This window comes from Thermoactinomyces sp. DSM 45892 (assembly GCF_900107305.1).
GTDB lineage: Bacteria > Bacillota > Bacilli > Thermoactinomycetales > Thermoactinomycetaceae > Baia.
The window spans coordinates 1-15,896 of sequence record NZ_FNPL01000016.1; the positions used below are offsets into that span (position 1 = coordinate 1).

Annotated in this window: 13 protein-coding genes; 6 read left to right on the top strand and 7 right to left on the bottom strand. The window is 41.5% G+C overall.

Annotated features, from left to right (window positions below; all coding sequences use genetic code 11):
* Window positions 1-357: 357 nt before the first annotated feature.
* Window positions 358-564 (bottom strand): hypothetical protein, encoded by a 207-nt coding sequence (locus tag BLU58_RS16135; RefSeq protein ID WP_143123786.1) that lies wholly within the window; start codon window positions 562-564, stop codon window positions 358-360.
* A gap of 247 nt (window positions 565-811) precedes the next feature.
* Here BLU58_RS16135 and BLU58_RS12865 point away from each other — a divergent pair, with 247 nt between their 5' ends.
* From BLU58_RS12865 to BLU58_RS12885, 5 genes are all read left to right on the top strand, one after another.
* On the top strand, window positions 812-1,291 hold the full coding sequence (locus BLU58_RS12865) for a hypothetical protein (RefSeq protein WP_093292707.1): 480 nt from the start codon (window positions 812-814) through the stop codon (window positions 1,289-1,291).
* Window positions 1,292-1,381: 90 nt separating this feature from the next.
* On the top strand, window positions 1,382-1,819 hold the full coding sequence (locus tag BLU58_RS12870) for a hypothetical protein (RefSeq protein ID WP_093292709.1): 438 nt from the start codon (window positions 1,382-1,384) through the stop codon (window positions 1,817-1,819).
* Window positions 1,820-2,033: 214 nt separating this feature from the next.
* Entirely contained in the window at window positions 2,034-3,152 is a 1,119-nt protein-coding gene (locus BLU58_RS12875) for an LPXTG cell wall anchor domain-containing protein (protein WP_093292711.1), read from the top strand.
* A 252-nt stretch (window positions 3,153-3,404) separates the two neighbouring features.
* Window positions 3,405-3,920, top strand: a complete 516-nt coding sequence (locus BLU58_RS12880; RefSeq protein WP_093292714.1) for a sortase — start codon at window positions 3,405-3,407, stop codon at window positions 3,918-3,920.
* A 259-nt stretch (window positions 3,921-4,179) separates the two neighbouring features.
* The gene (locus BLU58_RS12885) at window positions 4,180-5,100 is read left to right on the top strand and encodes an LPXTG cell wall anchor domain-containing protein (RefSeq protein WP_093292717.1); all 921 of its coding nucleotides are present in this window, start codon (window positions 4,180-4,182) and stop codon (window positions 5,098-5,100) included.
* A gap of 58 nt (window positions 5,101-5,158) precedes the next feature.
* Here the strand turns inward: BLU58_RS12885 and BLU58_RS12890 are convergent, their stop codons facing one another.
* Window positions 5,159-5,494 carry a phage holin family protein gene (locus BLU58_RS12890; RefSeq protein ID WP_093292718.1) on the bottom strand — a complete coding sequence of 112 codons (336 nt, stop codon included), beginning with the start codon at window positions 5,492-5,494 and terminating at the stop codon, window positions 5,159-5,161.
* A 190-nt stretch (window positions 5,495-5,684) separates the two neighbouring features.
* On the opposite strand from BLU58_RS12890, the gene gnd reads away from it, so the two are divergent.
* On the top strand, window positions 5,685-6,581 hold the full coding sequence (gnd, locus tag BLU58_RS12895; protein ID WP_093292720.1) for a phosphogluconate dehydrogenase (NAD(+)-dependent, decarboxylating): 897 nt from the start codon (window positions 5,685-5,687) through the stop codon (window positions 6,579-6,581).
* Between the two features lie 141 nt (window positions 6,582-6,722).
* Here gnd and uvrA read toward each other — a convergent pair whose 3' ends face one another.
* The 5 genes from uvrA to BLU58_RS12920 form a co-directional block, all read right to left on the bottom strand.
* Window positions 6,723-9,596 carry an excinuclease ABC subunit UvrA gene (gene uvrA / locus BLU58_RS12900; protein ID WP_093292722.1) on the bottom strand — a complete coding sequence of 958 codons (2,874 nt, stop codon included), beginning with the start codon at window positions 9,594-9,596 and terminating at the stop codon, window positions 6,723-6,725.
* A 7-nt stretch (window positions 9,597-9,603) separates the two neighbouring features.
* Window positions 9,604-11,589 carry an excinuclease ABC subunit UvrB gene (gene uvrB / locus BLU58_RS12905; protein ID WP_093292724.1) on the bottom strand — a complete coding sequence of 662 codons (1,986 nt, stop codon included), beginning with the start codon at window positions 11,587-11,589 and terminating at the stop codon, window positions 9,604-9,606.
* A 176-nt stretch (window positions 11,590-11,765) separates the two neighbouring features.
* Window positions 11,766-12,968, bottom strand: coding sequence for a PDZ domain-containing protein (locus tag BLU58_RS12910; RefSeq protein WP_093292726.1), 1,203 nt, complete (start codon window positions 12,966-12,968; stop codon window positions 11,766-11,768).
* A 95-nt stretch (window positions 12,969-13,063) separates the two neighbouring features.
* Window positions 13,064-14,503 carry a S41 family peptidase gene (locus BLU58_RS12915; protein WP_255404714.1) on the bottom strand — a complete coding sequence of 480 codons (1,440 nt, stop codon included), beginning with the start codon at window positions 14,501-14,503 and terminating at the stop codon, window positions 13,064-13,066.
* 169 nt (window positions 14,504-14,672) lie between these two features.
* Complete coding sequence (locus BLU58_RS12920) at window positions 14,673-15,785, bottom strand: M23 family metallopeptidase (protein ID WP_093292730.1); 1,113 nt, start codon at window positions 15,783-15,785, stop codon at window positions 14,673-14,675.
* Window positions 15,786-15,896 lie beyond the last annotated feature (111 nt).

Genomic DNA, 15,896 nt, shown 5'->3' on the forward strand with positions numbered 1-15,896 from the left:
TTGGTTTTCTGGTCATAATCGTTCCCTCGTTTCTCCTGTTGAAACAAGTTTACCTGACCTTATTTTTTCTGTCTAACTTACTGTAGCCTATCCAGGATTTGTAAGGAATACAAAAGGATAGTGAGACTCTCTAAAATCTCTTTTTTCTATAAAAGACAAATTCATCACCTTTAGAGTAGATATTTTTTATAAAATAGGAAGCGCCTGTGGCACTCCCTATTTCGTTTGATCTTTACCACCAAGACAACCAAGACCATGGTAGACCAAAGAGTGGACGATGCTTACTACTGTCAGCACCAAACCCTCCCCAGTGAAAATACAGTGTTCGTCTCCCCCCTATTTCAGGCACTACTTAGTTCATTTCTTTTTACTTGTAAAATACTTATCTACATAATTACGATAATACTTATCTACATACTCACGGTAAGTCCCTCTGTAACCTTTAATTTTAGAAATTATAAAATTAATTGTTATGTAAAAATAAATATAACCAATTTCAACAAAAGATACAAAAAGACCAATCCAATCTGTGAGAATCCACTCACTTACGCTCACTCTTTGCATCAACCATCCACCTATATACAGACTTAGTGCTAAGATTATAAAACTATAGGGCATCGAGCTAAAATCCCCTGTCACCACTTCAATAAGATAAAAGAATGAAACTGATGTTACTAACAAACATAATACATGTAATAACACAAAAAACACTTTCGTTACAAATCTCAATTATTACACACACCTTCCATTTCGAATATTACAAATGCCCAAATATCATAATAATACTTAGTCATTTGTAAAATTACTAATTATGTACAAAATAATAATCGTATTATTTGGTATCGTTTCTGTTCTGTCATTAATGGTATATCTTCTCTTTTCCGGTATCTCTAAAGAAGAACAAGTTGCTTTAGATTACGTAACCGAAATGTATGCTAAAAAAGATCGAGACTTAACAAAGCTAATGCAATTAACAGGGAAAAAGATTACCAAGGAGGGTCTAAAAGATATAGAGGCCTATCTTACAATTCCGAGCACTGCTTGGATTGGTTCAACAGATACGAATGATCCTAATAAGAAGAAAGTGTATGTATACTTCTCACCAAAGGCAACCAAAAACGAAATTATAAAAGGTATTTATGTGGAGAAAAAAGGAGAAAGGTGGCTCTATTCTGGAGATATAGGTGGATTAGATAAACTTCCAAAAGTTCCATTCTCCAAATTTGAAGAGAGTAAGGACGCAAGAAATTTAGGAGTAAAGGATTGGACCAAAATAGAGTTAAAGTCGTAATTATAAAAAAGATGTTGAAAATATAAAAATATACATCTATTATATTTAAGTGAATTATAAAATAGACACATATGGAGGAATTATTTTAAGATGAAAACTGCAAAAGTGAAGAAACTAACGAAATTTGTTGCAACCACATCATTAGCATGCACCCTATTCTTAGGAGCAGGCGTATCAAGCGCTTACGCTGCTACCAGTTGGTCCTTTAACATTGAAAAGCCTAGTGGTAGTGGTGATGGTGGTGGTTGGAACATCCCGGTGCCGCCCATCAAAACATGGCATACTGAATGTTCCACTTCTTATCCGAAAATAAAATTTACGATTAAAACTGATTCAGGCAAAGGGACTTTCCTTCTAAATGAGCATAAGTCGTCCGACACACACAAACAGGTTGACAAAGGCAATTTTGGTAGTGACACTGGTACAGTTTCAACCGTTGTAAAAGCTTCTTCTGGAAACAAATATAAATTATTGTTACTGTCAACTGAAGGCTCGTCCGGCACAGTCACTTGTGAAGGTGTTAAATAGTTAGGCTAACAATCACCAGCTAATTCTAAAGCAATACAGTTTGAAGGTATAAGCTTCGTACACGAAACTTATACCTTTCTTTGTCTCCAAGTTATTTATTGGACAAAATGTGAAATTGTTAATATCGAGCTAAATCAGGACACAAAAATGAAGATGATTACGATATATATTATGAGGAACTATTTACTTTTTATAATATAGGAGATGACCATTCATGAAACGTATGACAAAGCCATTCGCAGTACTTGCGACACTAGCACTTTCTGTAACTGCTTTCCAAGGAGTCGTAGCAGCTGAAGATACCAAACCAGCTAATCCCCCGACTGCTCCTGCTACTACAGAGCAAACACCAGTTGATACCAAAGTGGAAGGTAAAACAAGCACTACGGTTGAAGACAAAAAAGCTGAAGGCAAAACCGATGCTAAGGCTGAAGATAAAAAAGCAACCGAAGGTAAAACATCCACTACTCCAGCCGCTGAAAAAGATAAAGTAGCTGATAAGAAAAAAGAAGTTAAACAAGTGGAGATTTCCATAACTGAAACCGCAACAATTCTAAAGGCAGAACTTAAGGGCATTAAAGAAGCAAAAGGCACTTGGAAGTTGTTTATTGGTAAAAAAGAGGTCTTCTCTGCACAAGGTGGATCTTCTGTCGAATTTAACTACTCAAACCAAGATTTCGCAAAGAAAATTCTTGAAGCTGCTGCTGAACCAGGTGCTGACTATGTTCTAATCCAATTTGAAGGAACTTCTAATGGAACTCCTATCAAAGGACTCGTTAGGGATGATTTGGTTAAGTCTCTTGCTACAACAGTAGCAGTAAAAAATGGCACTCTCACTGTAACTGGTAAACTTAATGGTGCTAAGAAGGCAAAAGGCGACTGGGTCGCTATAGTAAACACCAATACTGAGTTCTTTAAAAATGGAGAACCTAATAAAACCATCGTTGATAGTCAAATAATTGAAAACGGTGGCCTCTCAAGCAAGTTTACCTTCAAAGATCTAAAACCTGGTACTTACTATGTAATGTTGGCTTTTGAAGGTACTGTTGATGGCAAAGAAGAATCTACATTTGATGTTATGAAAGTTGTAGTAAAAAAAGCAGGTAGCACTGGTTCAGATAAAGATGCTGTAGAAGTTACTCCAGTCAAAAAGCCTGTTACAAAAGAAGCGACAAAACAAGAAACGAAAAAAGCCATTGAAGATGCCAAAGGTGGTAAACTACCAAAAACCGCTACTAGCTATCCAATCGCTACTGTTGCGGGTGCAGCAGTTCTAATGGTGGGTGCAGGTCTCTTCTTCGTAGCACGTCGTCGTAAACAAAAACAACAATAATCTTGGTTATTGGTAAGTAGAAAGAAAGCATACCTATTGTGGGTATGCTTTTTCTATAAATGTGAATCAAGAAAATTGCCTTTTCCTACACTAGACAATCAACATAAAACTACATACCATTGAAATGAAGGAGTGGTCATCATTCGAATACTATCTTGGTTATTAATCATAGCGGGAACGGCGGTTCTTGGATGGAACGCATATAATTGGTGGAGTGAAAGTACTTCTTCTGTACCCTATGAGGAGGCTGTCATGAGTAAGATTGATAAACAAGGAAACGATACTTCTCCACAACCTGCTCTTGCAAAAGGGATCCCATCTGATCTCAAACATAATAGAGGAGATATGATCGCTAAACTAAGCATTCCCCGTCTAAAAAAGACGCTAGAAGTTGTATATGGGGCAGACTCCAATTCACTTGAAAAAGGGGTTGGAAGCTATATAGAAGATAACGATCCGAAGACGGATGATAAAACAGTAAAGCCAGGTGAAACTGGACATGTTGTTCTATCTGGTCATCGTGATACCAAGTTCAGAGGAATGGGCGAATTAAAAGTAGGAGATCCATTAATTATTGATTATAACAATCACCTCTTTATCTACCAGGTACGGAAAATGCGGGTTACATCCAAGGAAGATCGGACGGTTATCGTCACAAAAGATAAACCGATTCTTACCTTAGTTACTTGTCATCCATTTAATATGTTAGGTAGTGCACCTAATCGATATATTATCGAATCTGAGTTAATTGAAATTCGAAATAAATAGCACGAAGAGAACAGCTGCATTCTGTAACTCGTCATTAAAGACACCTGTTATCATATTATACAAAAAGAATTCCTTACCTTAGCATGAGGGATTCTTTTTATATAATACCCAACTCCTACATGTAATAAATTATCCAACTAAATATGAACAAAATGTGAAATCAATTAAATAACCACTTTTTATGACACAAAAAAGAAAAGTATTTCGATATAAAATATGTAGAACTCATTTTATACATTATTCTAGGAGATGACTATTTATGGCACGTATGACAAAACCATATGCAGTACTTGCAACACTAGCCCTTTCTGTTACCGCTTTTCAAGACGTTGTAGCAGCAGAGGAAACTAAACCAGCACCTGCCACCCCACCTACTGAGCAAAAAGAAACAGCTCCGGAAACCAAAGTAGAAGTGAAAGTGGAAGATACAAAAGGGACGGAAGCAGATAAGAAAGCAGAAGTAAAACCAGAAGACAAAAAAGCTGCCGAAACGAGCAATAAGACAGAAGAAAAAACAGGCGACAAAGCTAACGACAAAACCGATGGGAAGACGGATGGTACACCAGGTGAAACACCTAATACCAATCCGTCCACACCTGGAACAAGTAAACCAGCTGATAAAAAAGAAGATGAAGCGAAAGGTCCTTCACTGTATGCAAAAGCTTCATTTAAAGATGGTACTCTTACTATAACTGCCTCTATAACGAATGCAAAACATATTAAAGGCCTTTGGTACGCAGATGGATATAAACCAGGTTCGGAAAAAGTATCATTTACAGATGAAAAACAAAGTCAAAACAGATTCACTCAAACCTTCACCTTTAAAAATGTAAAACCGGGTGTCTATCATGTGGCTGTAGGCTTTATTGGAACCATAGACGATTTAGAAGTAGGTAACGATGAAGACTTCGTTGTACTAGAAATCGATACAAGAAAAGGCGGAGCTACAAAACCAGTAGAAAGCAAAGCTACGGTTAAAAAAGCACCATCTAAGAAAGAAGCTACTCCAGAAAAAGCCGCCACTGAGCAAAAAGAAACCAAAAAAGCAGCTACAAACGGCCAAGGGGGGACACTACCGAAAACTGCTACTAGCTATCCAATCGCTACCGTTGCAGGCGCGGCTGTCCTCATGGTAGGAGCAGGTCTCTTCTTTGTTGCACGTCGTCGTAAACAAAAATAATCTTAGTCACAAATGGAAAAACAGGATTCCCTAGTTGAGTGAGGAATCCTGTTTTATTTCAATCTAGTATGAGGCCAATGATCCAAGACGTTACACTGATAATCAACGATGCAATGATCGCAGAAATAAAGTTTTGAATCTCAAATCCATCGACTATAAATGCGGTTAGGTATAGCATTCCTACATTTATTAGCAAGGTAAACAAGCCTAATGTTAGGATTTGTATGGGTAACGATAAGAATGAGATAATAGGACGGATAAAGAGATTAACCAGTCCCAAAACCAAAGCCACCGCTAATGCGGTTCCAGCTCCACCAACGCTGATACCAGGCACAAAGTGAGCAATAAGGAAGATTACAACGGCATTTAACAAAAGCCGGAAAATCCAAGTCATGGTACATACCCCATTTCGTAAATACTTTATCTTTCTTATACCCTTTCTGAAGCAAAAGACGCTTATAAGGTATAGTTTTAAGGAAAAAGCAGACTCTATATGGAAGTATGCTTCTTCTTTTTCCTACTTTTATGTTACTCTCTAATAATACATGTTTCCATACCTAAAGTTGATTATGAGGTGAACGATTATGCAATTAGGAATGATTGGTCTCGGTAAGATGGGTTTCAATTTAGTACGAAATATGTTAAGTCATCGTCATGAAGTGATTGCGTACGATGTATCGCCAGAGCCTGCAAAGGAGTTAGCAAGCTACGGAGCCATCCCAGCTACTACCATTGAAGAGCTGGTAGGCAAACTTCACAAACCACGCACGGTCTGGATGATGGTGCCTGCAGGCAAAATTGTGGATCAGGTAATTGATCAAGTGATTCCCTATCTAGAACCCGGTGATATCGTGATCGATGGCGGAAACTCCCACTATAAAGATACCCTTTCACGAGGAGAACGACTCCAGACCCAAGGTATTCACTATATGGATGCGGGTACTTCTGGGGGCACTTCTGGCGCTCTAGAAGGTGGCTGTTTCATGGTTGGGGGTTCTCCAGAGGCATGGGATCATGTGAAAGATATGTTTCATGATTTGTCGGTTGAGAAAGGATGCTTATATACTGGGAAGGTAGGTAGTGGTCACTTCCTTAAGATGATACATAATGGAATTGAATATGGCATGATGCAAGCCATCGCAGAAGGATTTGAGATTCTAGATAAAAGCCAGTTTGATTATAACTTTGAAGAAGTATCACGAGTATGGGCCAATGGTTCCGTCATTCGTGGATGGCTGATGGACCTCATGGAAAACGCCTTCTCCAAAGATCCGAAACTAGAGCAAATCCGAGGGGTGATGAATTCTTCTGGTGAAGGGCAATGGACCGTCGAAACCGCCCTTGATCTGAAAGCAAACGCCCCTGTCATCGCCCTATCCATGTTCATGCGCTTCCGCTCACTAGAAGATGACACCTTCCACGGAAAAGTAGTCGCCGCCCTACGTAACGAGTTCGGTGGTCATGCAGTAGTCAAAAAGTAGATGAATCTAATACTATACCCCTACGATCAAGATTGATCATAGGGGTATGTTTGTTCAAATTTCAAAGCAACCACATCTTCACAGAATCACTATTTGAGCTGTGGGCAGATACATGCTCCGGACTAACTCAATCAAGTACTCTCACGACAACGCAACCGCAGTCTCATCTTGGGTAGCCTGCTCCATCCGCTCCCGATCCCGTCTCAATATCGGCTCTAGATACTGTCCAGTGTAAGACCCCTTCACCTTCACGACTTCCTCAGGAGTCCCTTTGGCGATAATCTTCCCGCCTCCGCTTCCTCCTTCTGGACCGAGATCAATAATATAGTCAGCTGTTTTAATCACATCCAGATTGTGCTCGATAACCAGCACGGAATCCCCATTTTGACAGAGTCGTTGTAGCACCACCAGCAAGCGAGCTATATCATCGATATGAAGGCCCGTTGTAGGCTCATCTAAGATATATAAGGTGCGTCCTGTGCTCCGTTTGTACAGTTCAGAAGCGAGCTTCACCCGTTGGGCTTCCCCACCCGATAAAGTGGTAGCTGGCTGACCCAGCTTCATATAACCTAAGCCCACATCAAACAACGTTTGTAGCTTTCTCTTGATACGGGGGATATTTTCAAAGAAAGCAAGCGCATCTTCGATGGTCATATCAAGGACATCGGATACATTTTTCCCTTTATATTTGATCTCTAGCGTATCGCGATTATAGCGTTTTCCTTTACACTCTTCACACGGGACGTAGACATCAGGCAGGAAATGCATCTCTATTTTAATAATCCCATCCCCACGACAAGCTTCACAACGTCCACCTTTCACATTAAAACTAAATCGTCCTTTCTGATAACCACGCACTTTCGCCTCTTGTGTGGCCGAAAAGACATCACGTACGTCATCAAACACGCCAGTGTACGTAGCTGGATTGCTCCGCGGGGTACGACCGATAGGCGATTGGTCGATATTAATTACTTTATCCAACTGCTTTAAACCAATAATTTGTTTATACTGACCCGGAACAACCCTAGAACGATGTAACTCGCGTGACAACGATTTTAGCAAGATCTCATTGATTAAGGTACTTTTTCCAGAACCGGATACCCCTGTAACTGCAGTAAACACACCAAGTGGGATCTTCACCGAAACATTACGCAAGTTATTTTCACTTGCTCCCTTTATCTCTAGCCACTTCTCACTCGTTTCTCTACGCTCTTCTGGCAAGGGGATAAACTTGCGGCCACTTAAATAAGCACCAGTCAAAGACTCAGGATTCTCCATCACTTCTTGAGGAGTCCCTTCAGCGGTTACCACACCCCCATGAACACCTGCACCCGGTCCAATATCAAGGATATAATCAGCGGCTAGCATTGTATCTTCGTCATGCTCCACCACAATCAGCGTATTACCTAGATCACGCATCCTTTTTAAGGTTTCAATCAAGCGAGTATTGTCTCGTTGATGCAGTCCGATGCTAGGCTCATCGAGAATATAGAGGACTCCCATTAAACTAGAGCCGATCTGGGTAGCCAGCCGAATCCGTTGGGCTTCTCCACCTGATAAGGTTCCCGCCGCACGATTCAAGGTTAAATAATTTAATCCCACATTAACCAAGAAACCAAGACGGTCCTTAATTTCTTTCATTACCTGACGAGCTATCTGTGTATCCTTCTCTGATAATTGCAGTTGATCAAAGAACTCCCACGCATCAGCGATCGATAAAGAGCCCACAAAATGAATATTCTCTCCACCAACCGTTACATGAAGAATCTCCTGACGAAGACGTGCACCCTTACAGGTTGGACAAGGCTTCGCTGTCATATAAGACTCTAACTGCTCTCTTACCATCTCAGAGCTCGTCTCTCGATAACGGCGCTGCATATTGGTGATAACACCTTCAAAACGAGCATCCATTTCCCGGGACATGCCCATATCATTTTGATAGAGGAAGCGAAACTTCTCTTTTGATCCGTATAAGACTATGTCTTGATGCTTTTTACTCAATTTCTCAAAAGAAGTATCCATATCGATTCCAAATGCCTCACAGGCCGCGGTCAACAACTTCTCATAGTAAGAGTTAGGAGAGGAGAACCAAGGTTCAATCGCCCCCTCGCGCAGGGACAAAGAACGATCTGGAATCATAAGATCAGGATCAATCTCCATTCGATTCCCCAGACCATCACAAGTAGCACAAGCACCAAAAGGACTGTTAAAAGAAAACATTCTCGGCGATAACTCATCCATACTAAATCCACAGATCGGGCAAGCCAGATTCTGACTAAACATTAATTCCTCGCCATCGATCACATCAATGAGTACTTCCCCATCTGATAATTGGAGTGCGGTCTCAATAGAATCCGTTAATCTTGTCTCAATACCTTCTTTGATCACAATCCGATCCACAACCACTTCAATCGAGTGCTTTTTATTCTTCTCCAGTTGAATTTCCTCGGAAATCTCCACCAGTTCACCATTCACCCGTACCCGCACAAATCCCTGACGTCCTATCTCTTTCAGGAGTTTGACATGCTCACCTTTACGCCCTTTTACAATCGGTGCCAAAATTTGAATCCGTGTACGCTCAGTCAATTCCATGATTCGGTCCACCATCATCGGTACGGTTTGTGATGCAATCTCAATACCATGCTCGGGACAATGAGGATTCCCAACACGAGCAAAGAGAAGACGTAGATAGTCGTAAATCTCTGTCACAGTCCCTACTGTAGAGCGGGGGTTGCGGCTTGTCGTTTTCTGATCAATCGAGATAGCTGGAGAGAGACCTTCGATCGCCTCTACATCAGGTTTATCCATCTGTCCGAGAAATTGGCGAGCATAAGCCGACAACGACTCTACATAACGACGCTGTCCTTCTGCATAAATCGTATCAAATGCCAACGATGACTTTCCTGAACCACTTAAACCCGTTAAAACTACAAATTGATCACGTGGGATAGTAACATCGATATTTTTGAGGTTATGCACCTTCGCCCCACGGATTACGATAGAATCTTGAGCCATATGCGTGTTATACTCCCTCTGCTTTTAATTCAATCAGCAAGTCACGTAATTCTGCTGCTCGTTCGAATTGCAGTTCCTTTGCCGCCTTCTTCATCTCATGCTCTGTCTGTTCAATCAGTTTCACTCGCTCCGCTTTCGATAGCTTTTTGCCCGTTTTACTGGTAGCATATGTTTCTTCACTCTCTGCCACTTTCGTCGCTTCAATGACATTACGAATCTTCTTCTGAATCGTCGTCGGTGTAATGCCATGCTTTTCGTTATAAGCCATCTGAATGGAACGGCGACGCTCGGTTTCTCGAATCGCAACGTCCATCGATCGGGTTATTTTGTCTGCATACATGATCACTTCGCCATTTGCATTACGCGCTGCTCGGCCGATCGTCTGAATGAGGGACTTCTCCGCACGAAGGAATCCCTCTTTATCTGCATCAAGAATGGCGACTAGCGAAACCTCTGGTAAATCTAAGCCTTCCCGTAATAAATTAATCCCAATCAATACATCAAACACTCCAACGCGAAGATCCCGTAAAATCGCCATCCGTTCAATCGTCTTAATATCGGAATGAAGATATCGCACTTTAATCCCGATCTCTTTTAGATAATCCGTTAGGTCCTCAGACATCTTCTTTGTAAGTGTCGTAACCAACACACGTTCATTTCGTTTAATCCGCTTGTGAATCTCACCAATCAAGTGATCAATCTGTCCCTTAATCGGTTGAATGTGAATCACAGGATCGAGTAAGCCTGTCGGGCGAATGATCTGTTCGATTACTTCAGGAGCCTTCTCAAGTTCATATCCTCCTGGAGTAGCGGAGACGAAAATCAACTGATGGATCTTCTGCTCAAACTCTGCAAACTTCAAAGGTCGATTATCTTTAGCAGATGGTAAGCGGAATCCATGCTCTACCAATACACCCTTTCGTGCTTGGTCACCGTTGTACATCGCATTAATTTGTGGAATCGTCACATGGGACTCGTCCACCACAATTAAAAAATCATCTGGAAAAAAGTCGATTAACGTATACGGCGCTTCTCCTGGCTGATTGCCTATCAAATGACGGGAGTAGTTTTCAATCCCTGAACAGAAGCCAATCTCTCTCATCATCTCAATATCGTAACGGGTACGTTGTTCCAGTCTCTGTGCTTCTAATAGTTTGTTATCAGCTCGGAATTCTTCTAACCTGATCTCCAACTCTTCTTTTATCGTTTGAATCGCTCGTTCCATCACTTCAGCACTCGTTACATAGTGAGAAGCCGGAAAGATCGCTACATGCTCACGATCTCCTATGATTTCTCCTGTAAGCACATCGATTTCACGAATACGCTCAATCTCATCACCAAAGAATTCGACTCGAACTGCTTGTTCACTCTTGGAAACTGGGAAAATCTCAATCACATCGCCCCGGACACGAAAGCTTCCCCGTGTAAAATTGATATCATTTCGTTCGTATTGGATGTCTACGAGTTTACGCAAAATCTCGTTACGTTCCCGCTCCATCCCCACTCGAAGCGACAACACTAAATCGCCGTATTCCTTAGGGGACCCCAAGCCATAAATACAGGAAACACTTGCCACGATAATGACATCTTGGCGCTCAAATAAAGCACTCGTAGCAGAGTGGCGTAATTTATCTATCTCATCATTAATAGAAGAATCCTTCTCGATAAAGGTATCCGTCGAGGGAACATATGCTTCAGGCTGATAATAATCGTAATAACTTACAAAATACTCGACAGCATTATTCGGAAAGAACTCTTTTAGTTCTCCACATAGCTGGGCCGCGAGTGTCTTATTATGGGCGATTACCAGTGTTGGTTTATTCACACGAGCAATGGTCTGAGCAATCGTAAACGTCTTCCCCGTTCCGGTCGCTCCTAATAGCGTTTGAAACTTCTTGCCAGATTGAATCCCTTCTGTCAACTGCTCAATCGCACGAGGCTGATCTCCTTGCGGTTTATATTCTGACATAAGTTGGAATACATTCTTTTGCATGGTAGTCACCTCCGTTTCCAAATCTCATAGAAAAAATTATATCATAACTTATCTCTATACGAACATAAGTTCTTTTGATTCTTTACAATCATTCTCTAATCTATATCATTTCATACCGAAAGAAGTAAAAAACGCTAGGAGCGCACTACTCCTAACGTAACCGATAAAAGGAACTCTTAGGCTCCTGTACTCATCTGCTCCTCCACTTCCTGAACGATCTCTTGGCTCTTCTCAACCGATGCCGGTATAGCTCCAATCATACCTAGATGCTTCGGCGTATCCTCATAAATCGCTGTATGCAGGATTTGAAAATCATTTCGTTCATCTAGTAATTCAAACTTACTATACGCAGAGGTCGCCAATGCACTTTCCATATCATCCATCGTATTTACACAAATTCCGTTTACCTTTTGAATCGTATATCCAGGACGGATTCCCATCTCCGCAGCAGGGGTCTCTGGTACGACAGCTAGCACCTTCACTCCCCGCTCATCCGATACAAATACAGGCTCTTTTCGTTTCTCTCTATATTTTTCACTTAAATAGATACATTCACGACCCGCCAACGTTAACATCGATGCGATCCAGATAAAAGGTTGCCACTGTAGGGAGATCCAACTACTTACAAATATCAAGGCAGAAAGTATCAAGACATATGTAGACGTTAACCTTTGCTGACGAGCTAACGATTTTGTACAATTATTACTAGAGAACCCAAGGGAAATCGGTAATGGTAACCAACCACTTGAGGTTTGAATGATGGAAAATAGAGTCCACACACGACTTAAGAGGTATCCGCTTACCACTTGTCCATGATTCTGCTTAATCTCGATGGGAAGCATGCCTCGATCCCCTTCTAACCGAATAAGTACCCACTCAATTAGTTGAGCACTTGCTACAATCATGATCCAATCTAAGATAGCAAAAGTCCGAATCGGCTCTAACCATAATTCGTATTCAGTCGCCAATCGGAACTCCGGATTTGCCGCGAGAACAAGGCTTACCACTGATAATAAACCAACTGCATAAGAAAAGCCTGCAAAACGAAGGCGAAATAACGAAACAGCAAAACATACGCACCACACATACACAATCTGCTGGGCTGTAATTTCAAAAGAAAATGACATCCAAGCAAGGGAAATTACTAAGCCCCAGCCAATCCCGATTAAGCAAGTTCGCAATAACAAACGGATTGGGGATTCAATCGTTCTTCCATATAAGCGATATTCACGCCACACAAGGGAGAAGATGTGAATAAATGGTAATACAAATGTAATCATCCACCACGGCTGTTCCCACATCTGAACCCAAACCCATCCAACGTCCCCAACCGACTTTAAAACATCCATTCCGTATTGTAACCAGACCGACCAATCCATGAGACTCCGCCCCCCAACCTCAAAAAAATTACCCCCAAAAAATATAGCTAAGGGGGTAATTTCGACGAGATTTCCAGAAAATCCTTTTTATGACATCACTTCATATTCTTTTTTACTGTTTGAACGGCAACTTGTAGCTGAGCATCTTGCTTTGGATCTTGTAAATGCTCACGAAACTTACTCAGCAGCTTCTCTGCCGTATTTTTATCAACCACACCCGAAGCAGATAAACTATTCGCCTTTTGGAATGCTGTGACTGAGGTCTCAGTTTTACTATCAAAGTAACCATCTACCCTTCCAGGCGCAAAGCCGAGGGCATCCAGCATCAATTGAGCATTTTTCACTTGAAGATCATTGGAATCCTTTTTCCATGGTGTCTCCGCATTAATCGGACCTGCCGCTGTGTATGCAGGAGGTTTTACTTCGATATCTGGCTTAATTCCTTTTGTTCCTCCGTGCTGGTCCACCCAGTTTCCATTTGGTGTAAGCCATTTCGCAACTGTGATTTTCAGATTGCTAGCATCTTCTAAATCGATTGCTGTCTGTACAGTACCTTTGCCAAAAGTCGTTTCCCCGATTAACGGAACCCCTGCACTCTCTTTTAAGGCACCTGCTAAAATCTCAGAAGCACTTGCGCTCCCCTTATTGATCAACATGGCAATAGGGTATGGCTTTCCTTCTGATACTTTGGACGTAAATTTCTTTTTCGATCCATCTTTTGCTTCTACTTGCAAGATCGCTTTTTTACCAGGAACGAGTTGTTCTGCCATCTGCTGAACAGCAGGAAGTAATCCACCTGGGTTTTGACGTACATCGATTATAAGCCCTTTCATACCCTCTTTCTCCAAGCTCGCTATACTCTTTAAAAACTCGTCTGCTGTATCTTTCGAGAACTGTGTAACTTGAACATATCCAACTTGGTCGGGTAACATTTTCCCGTGTACAGTGATCAAAGGAATCTCATCACGTACCACATTTATTTTTTGAACAGTTGAGACACCTGGACGAAGAATTTCGATAGCTACCTTCGATCCTTTCGGGCCTCGTATTTTCGAAACAGCCTCTTTCACACTTAAGCCTTCCATACTGGTCTCATTTACACGTAGAATCTGATCATCCGGGCGAATACCCGCACGCTCGGCAGGAGATCCCTTAATAGGTGACACGACTGTTAACCGACCATTTTTAATCGTAACCTCTGCACCTATTCCGGAAAAAGAAGAGTCCAAGTCTTGTAGAAACTCTTTTGCCTCCGTTTGATTCATATAATCGGAGTAAGGATCGCCTAGAGCTTGAACCATTCCTTTCAAAGCACCATCAATCAACTTATCATCTGCTACATCACGCACATACCGTTCTTTAATGATACGATATGCTTCATCCATTTTAGCTTGGTATGGGGTACTGTTTTTCCCGCTGGTCTGAACAAGCGATTCCTTCCCCCATGGAGTCATCATAACTGCTGACGTAACAACCCCACCTACTAACATCGAGCCAGCCATTAAAAGTGCGACTGTCTTTTTTCTAAACTCCACGTTCGCTTCACCCTCATTCATCTGCGTTGCCGCTAAACTTGTCTCATAAAACATATGTTATCAAAAAACAAAATAGTCTTCGAGTTAGGAAAAGGTTTGAGACCTTACCCCTTCTAACCGTTCCTAGAAAAAACGACTACTACAATTCATCTGTAATAGTCGTTCTAGCTTACTGGAGAGGCGGTAACCATGAGCGTGGATTAACAGCGCCTTCCTTATTTACATTCCCTACTCTTACTTCAAAATGAAGGTGAGGGCCAGTCCCCACACCGTTATTCCCTACTGAGGAAATACGCTCTCCTCTCTTAACAGGGTCCCCGATCAGCTTCGTGATAACTTGCTGGGAAAAACTATGGGCATATGCGCTATAGATCGCTCTTCCATCTTTGTGTCCATGATAAACGACAATAAGCCAGCCATATCCACTAGAAGGTCTACTAGCTACTACCACTCCGTCTGCCACTGCATTGATTGGCTTTCCAAAAGGGGCATCTAAATCTAATCCATCGTGTCTACTCCGTTTCTTTGTAACTGGATGGATTCGTACTCCAAATTCAGAATTCACCTTGGTACAACCATCACATGGTAAACTCATAGGACCTGTAAAAGGGAAATTCAACTTGCCACTCTTTAACAAATCTTGATTAATTTCAATGATCTCATCTTCATAGTGCTCTAATTCCTGATCATATCCATCGACCTTATCTTGACTCACTTTTTGTTTCTCACGCAATTGATCTTTGGCCAGACCAATCTTCTTCATTTCTCCCCCTAATTCATCCTGAATCCCCTGAAGCTCTTTTTTCTTTTGCTTCACTTGATCTGTTGCTTTTTTGTAATGTTGAAAGTCCTCAACCATAAAGCCCATCACGGACTTCAATAGGTCAAATTGCTCTGTGAACTCACGAACCCCATCTGATTGCAACAAGTTCGCCAATGGACTATCTAAATATCCTTCTTCATATAAGCCTTTCGTAGCGGTTACTACTTTCTTCATAGCCACAGCTTCTTGCTCTCTGGCTTTCACTAACTCCTGCTCAGCGGCTTGAAATGTCTGGCCTAGTTCATCCATCCTTTTCTGATATCCCGCAATTTCGGACTCAAGCTGCGTGATTTGTCCATTTATATCATTTAACTTGCCCTGTTCTTCCCTTTTCTTATTGGTAAGGTCATCTACTTTCTTTTTCGTGTCCGCTGGTGGCCCTGCATAAGCCGTAACAGCCGATATGGTACTTACTTGCAGCACTAGCATTGCGACGAATAAACGCTTCCACATACGCATAGATGTTGGATCTCCTAACGTTTAGGTATATGAAATGAAATGACTAATCTACTGAAAGTAAAAAGTTTGAACCATCTTGTTAGTGAATCTACTATTTTCATCCGATAACAA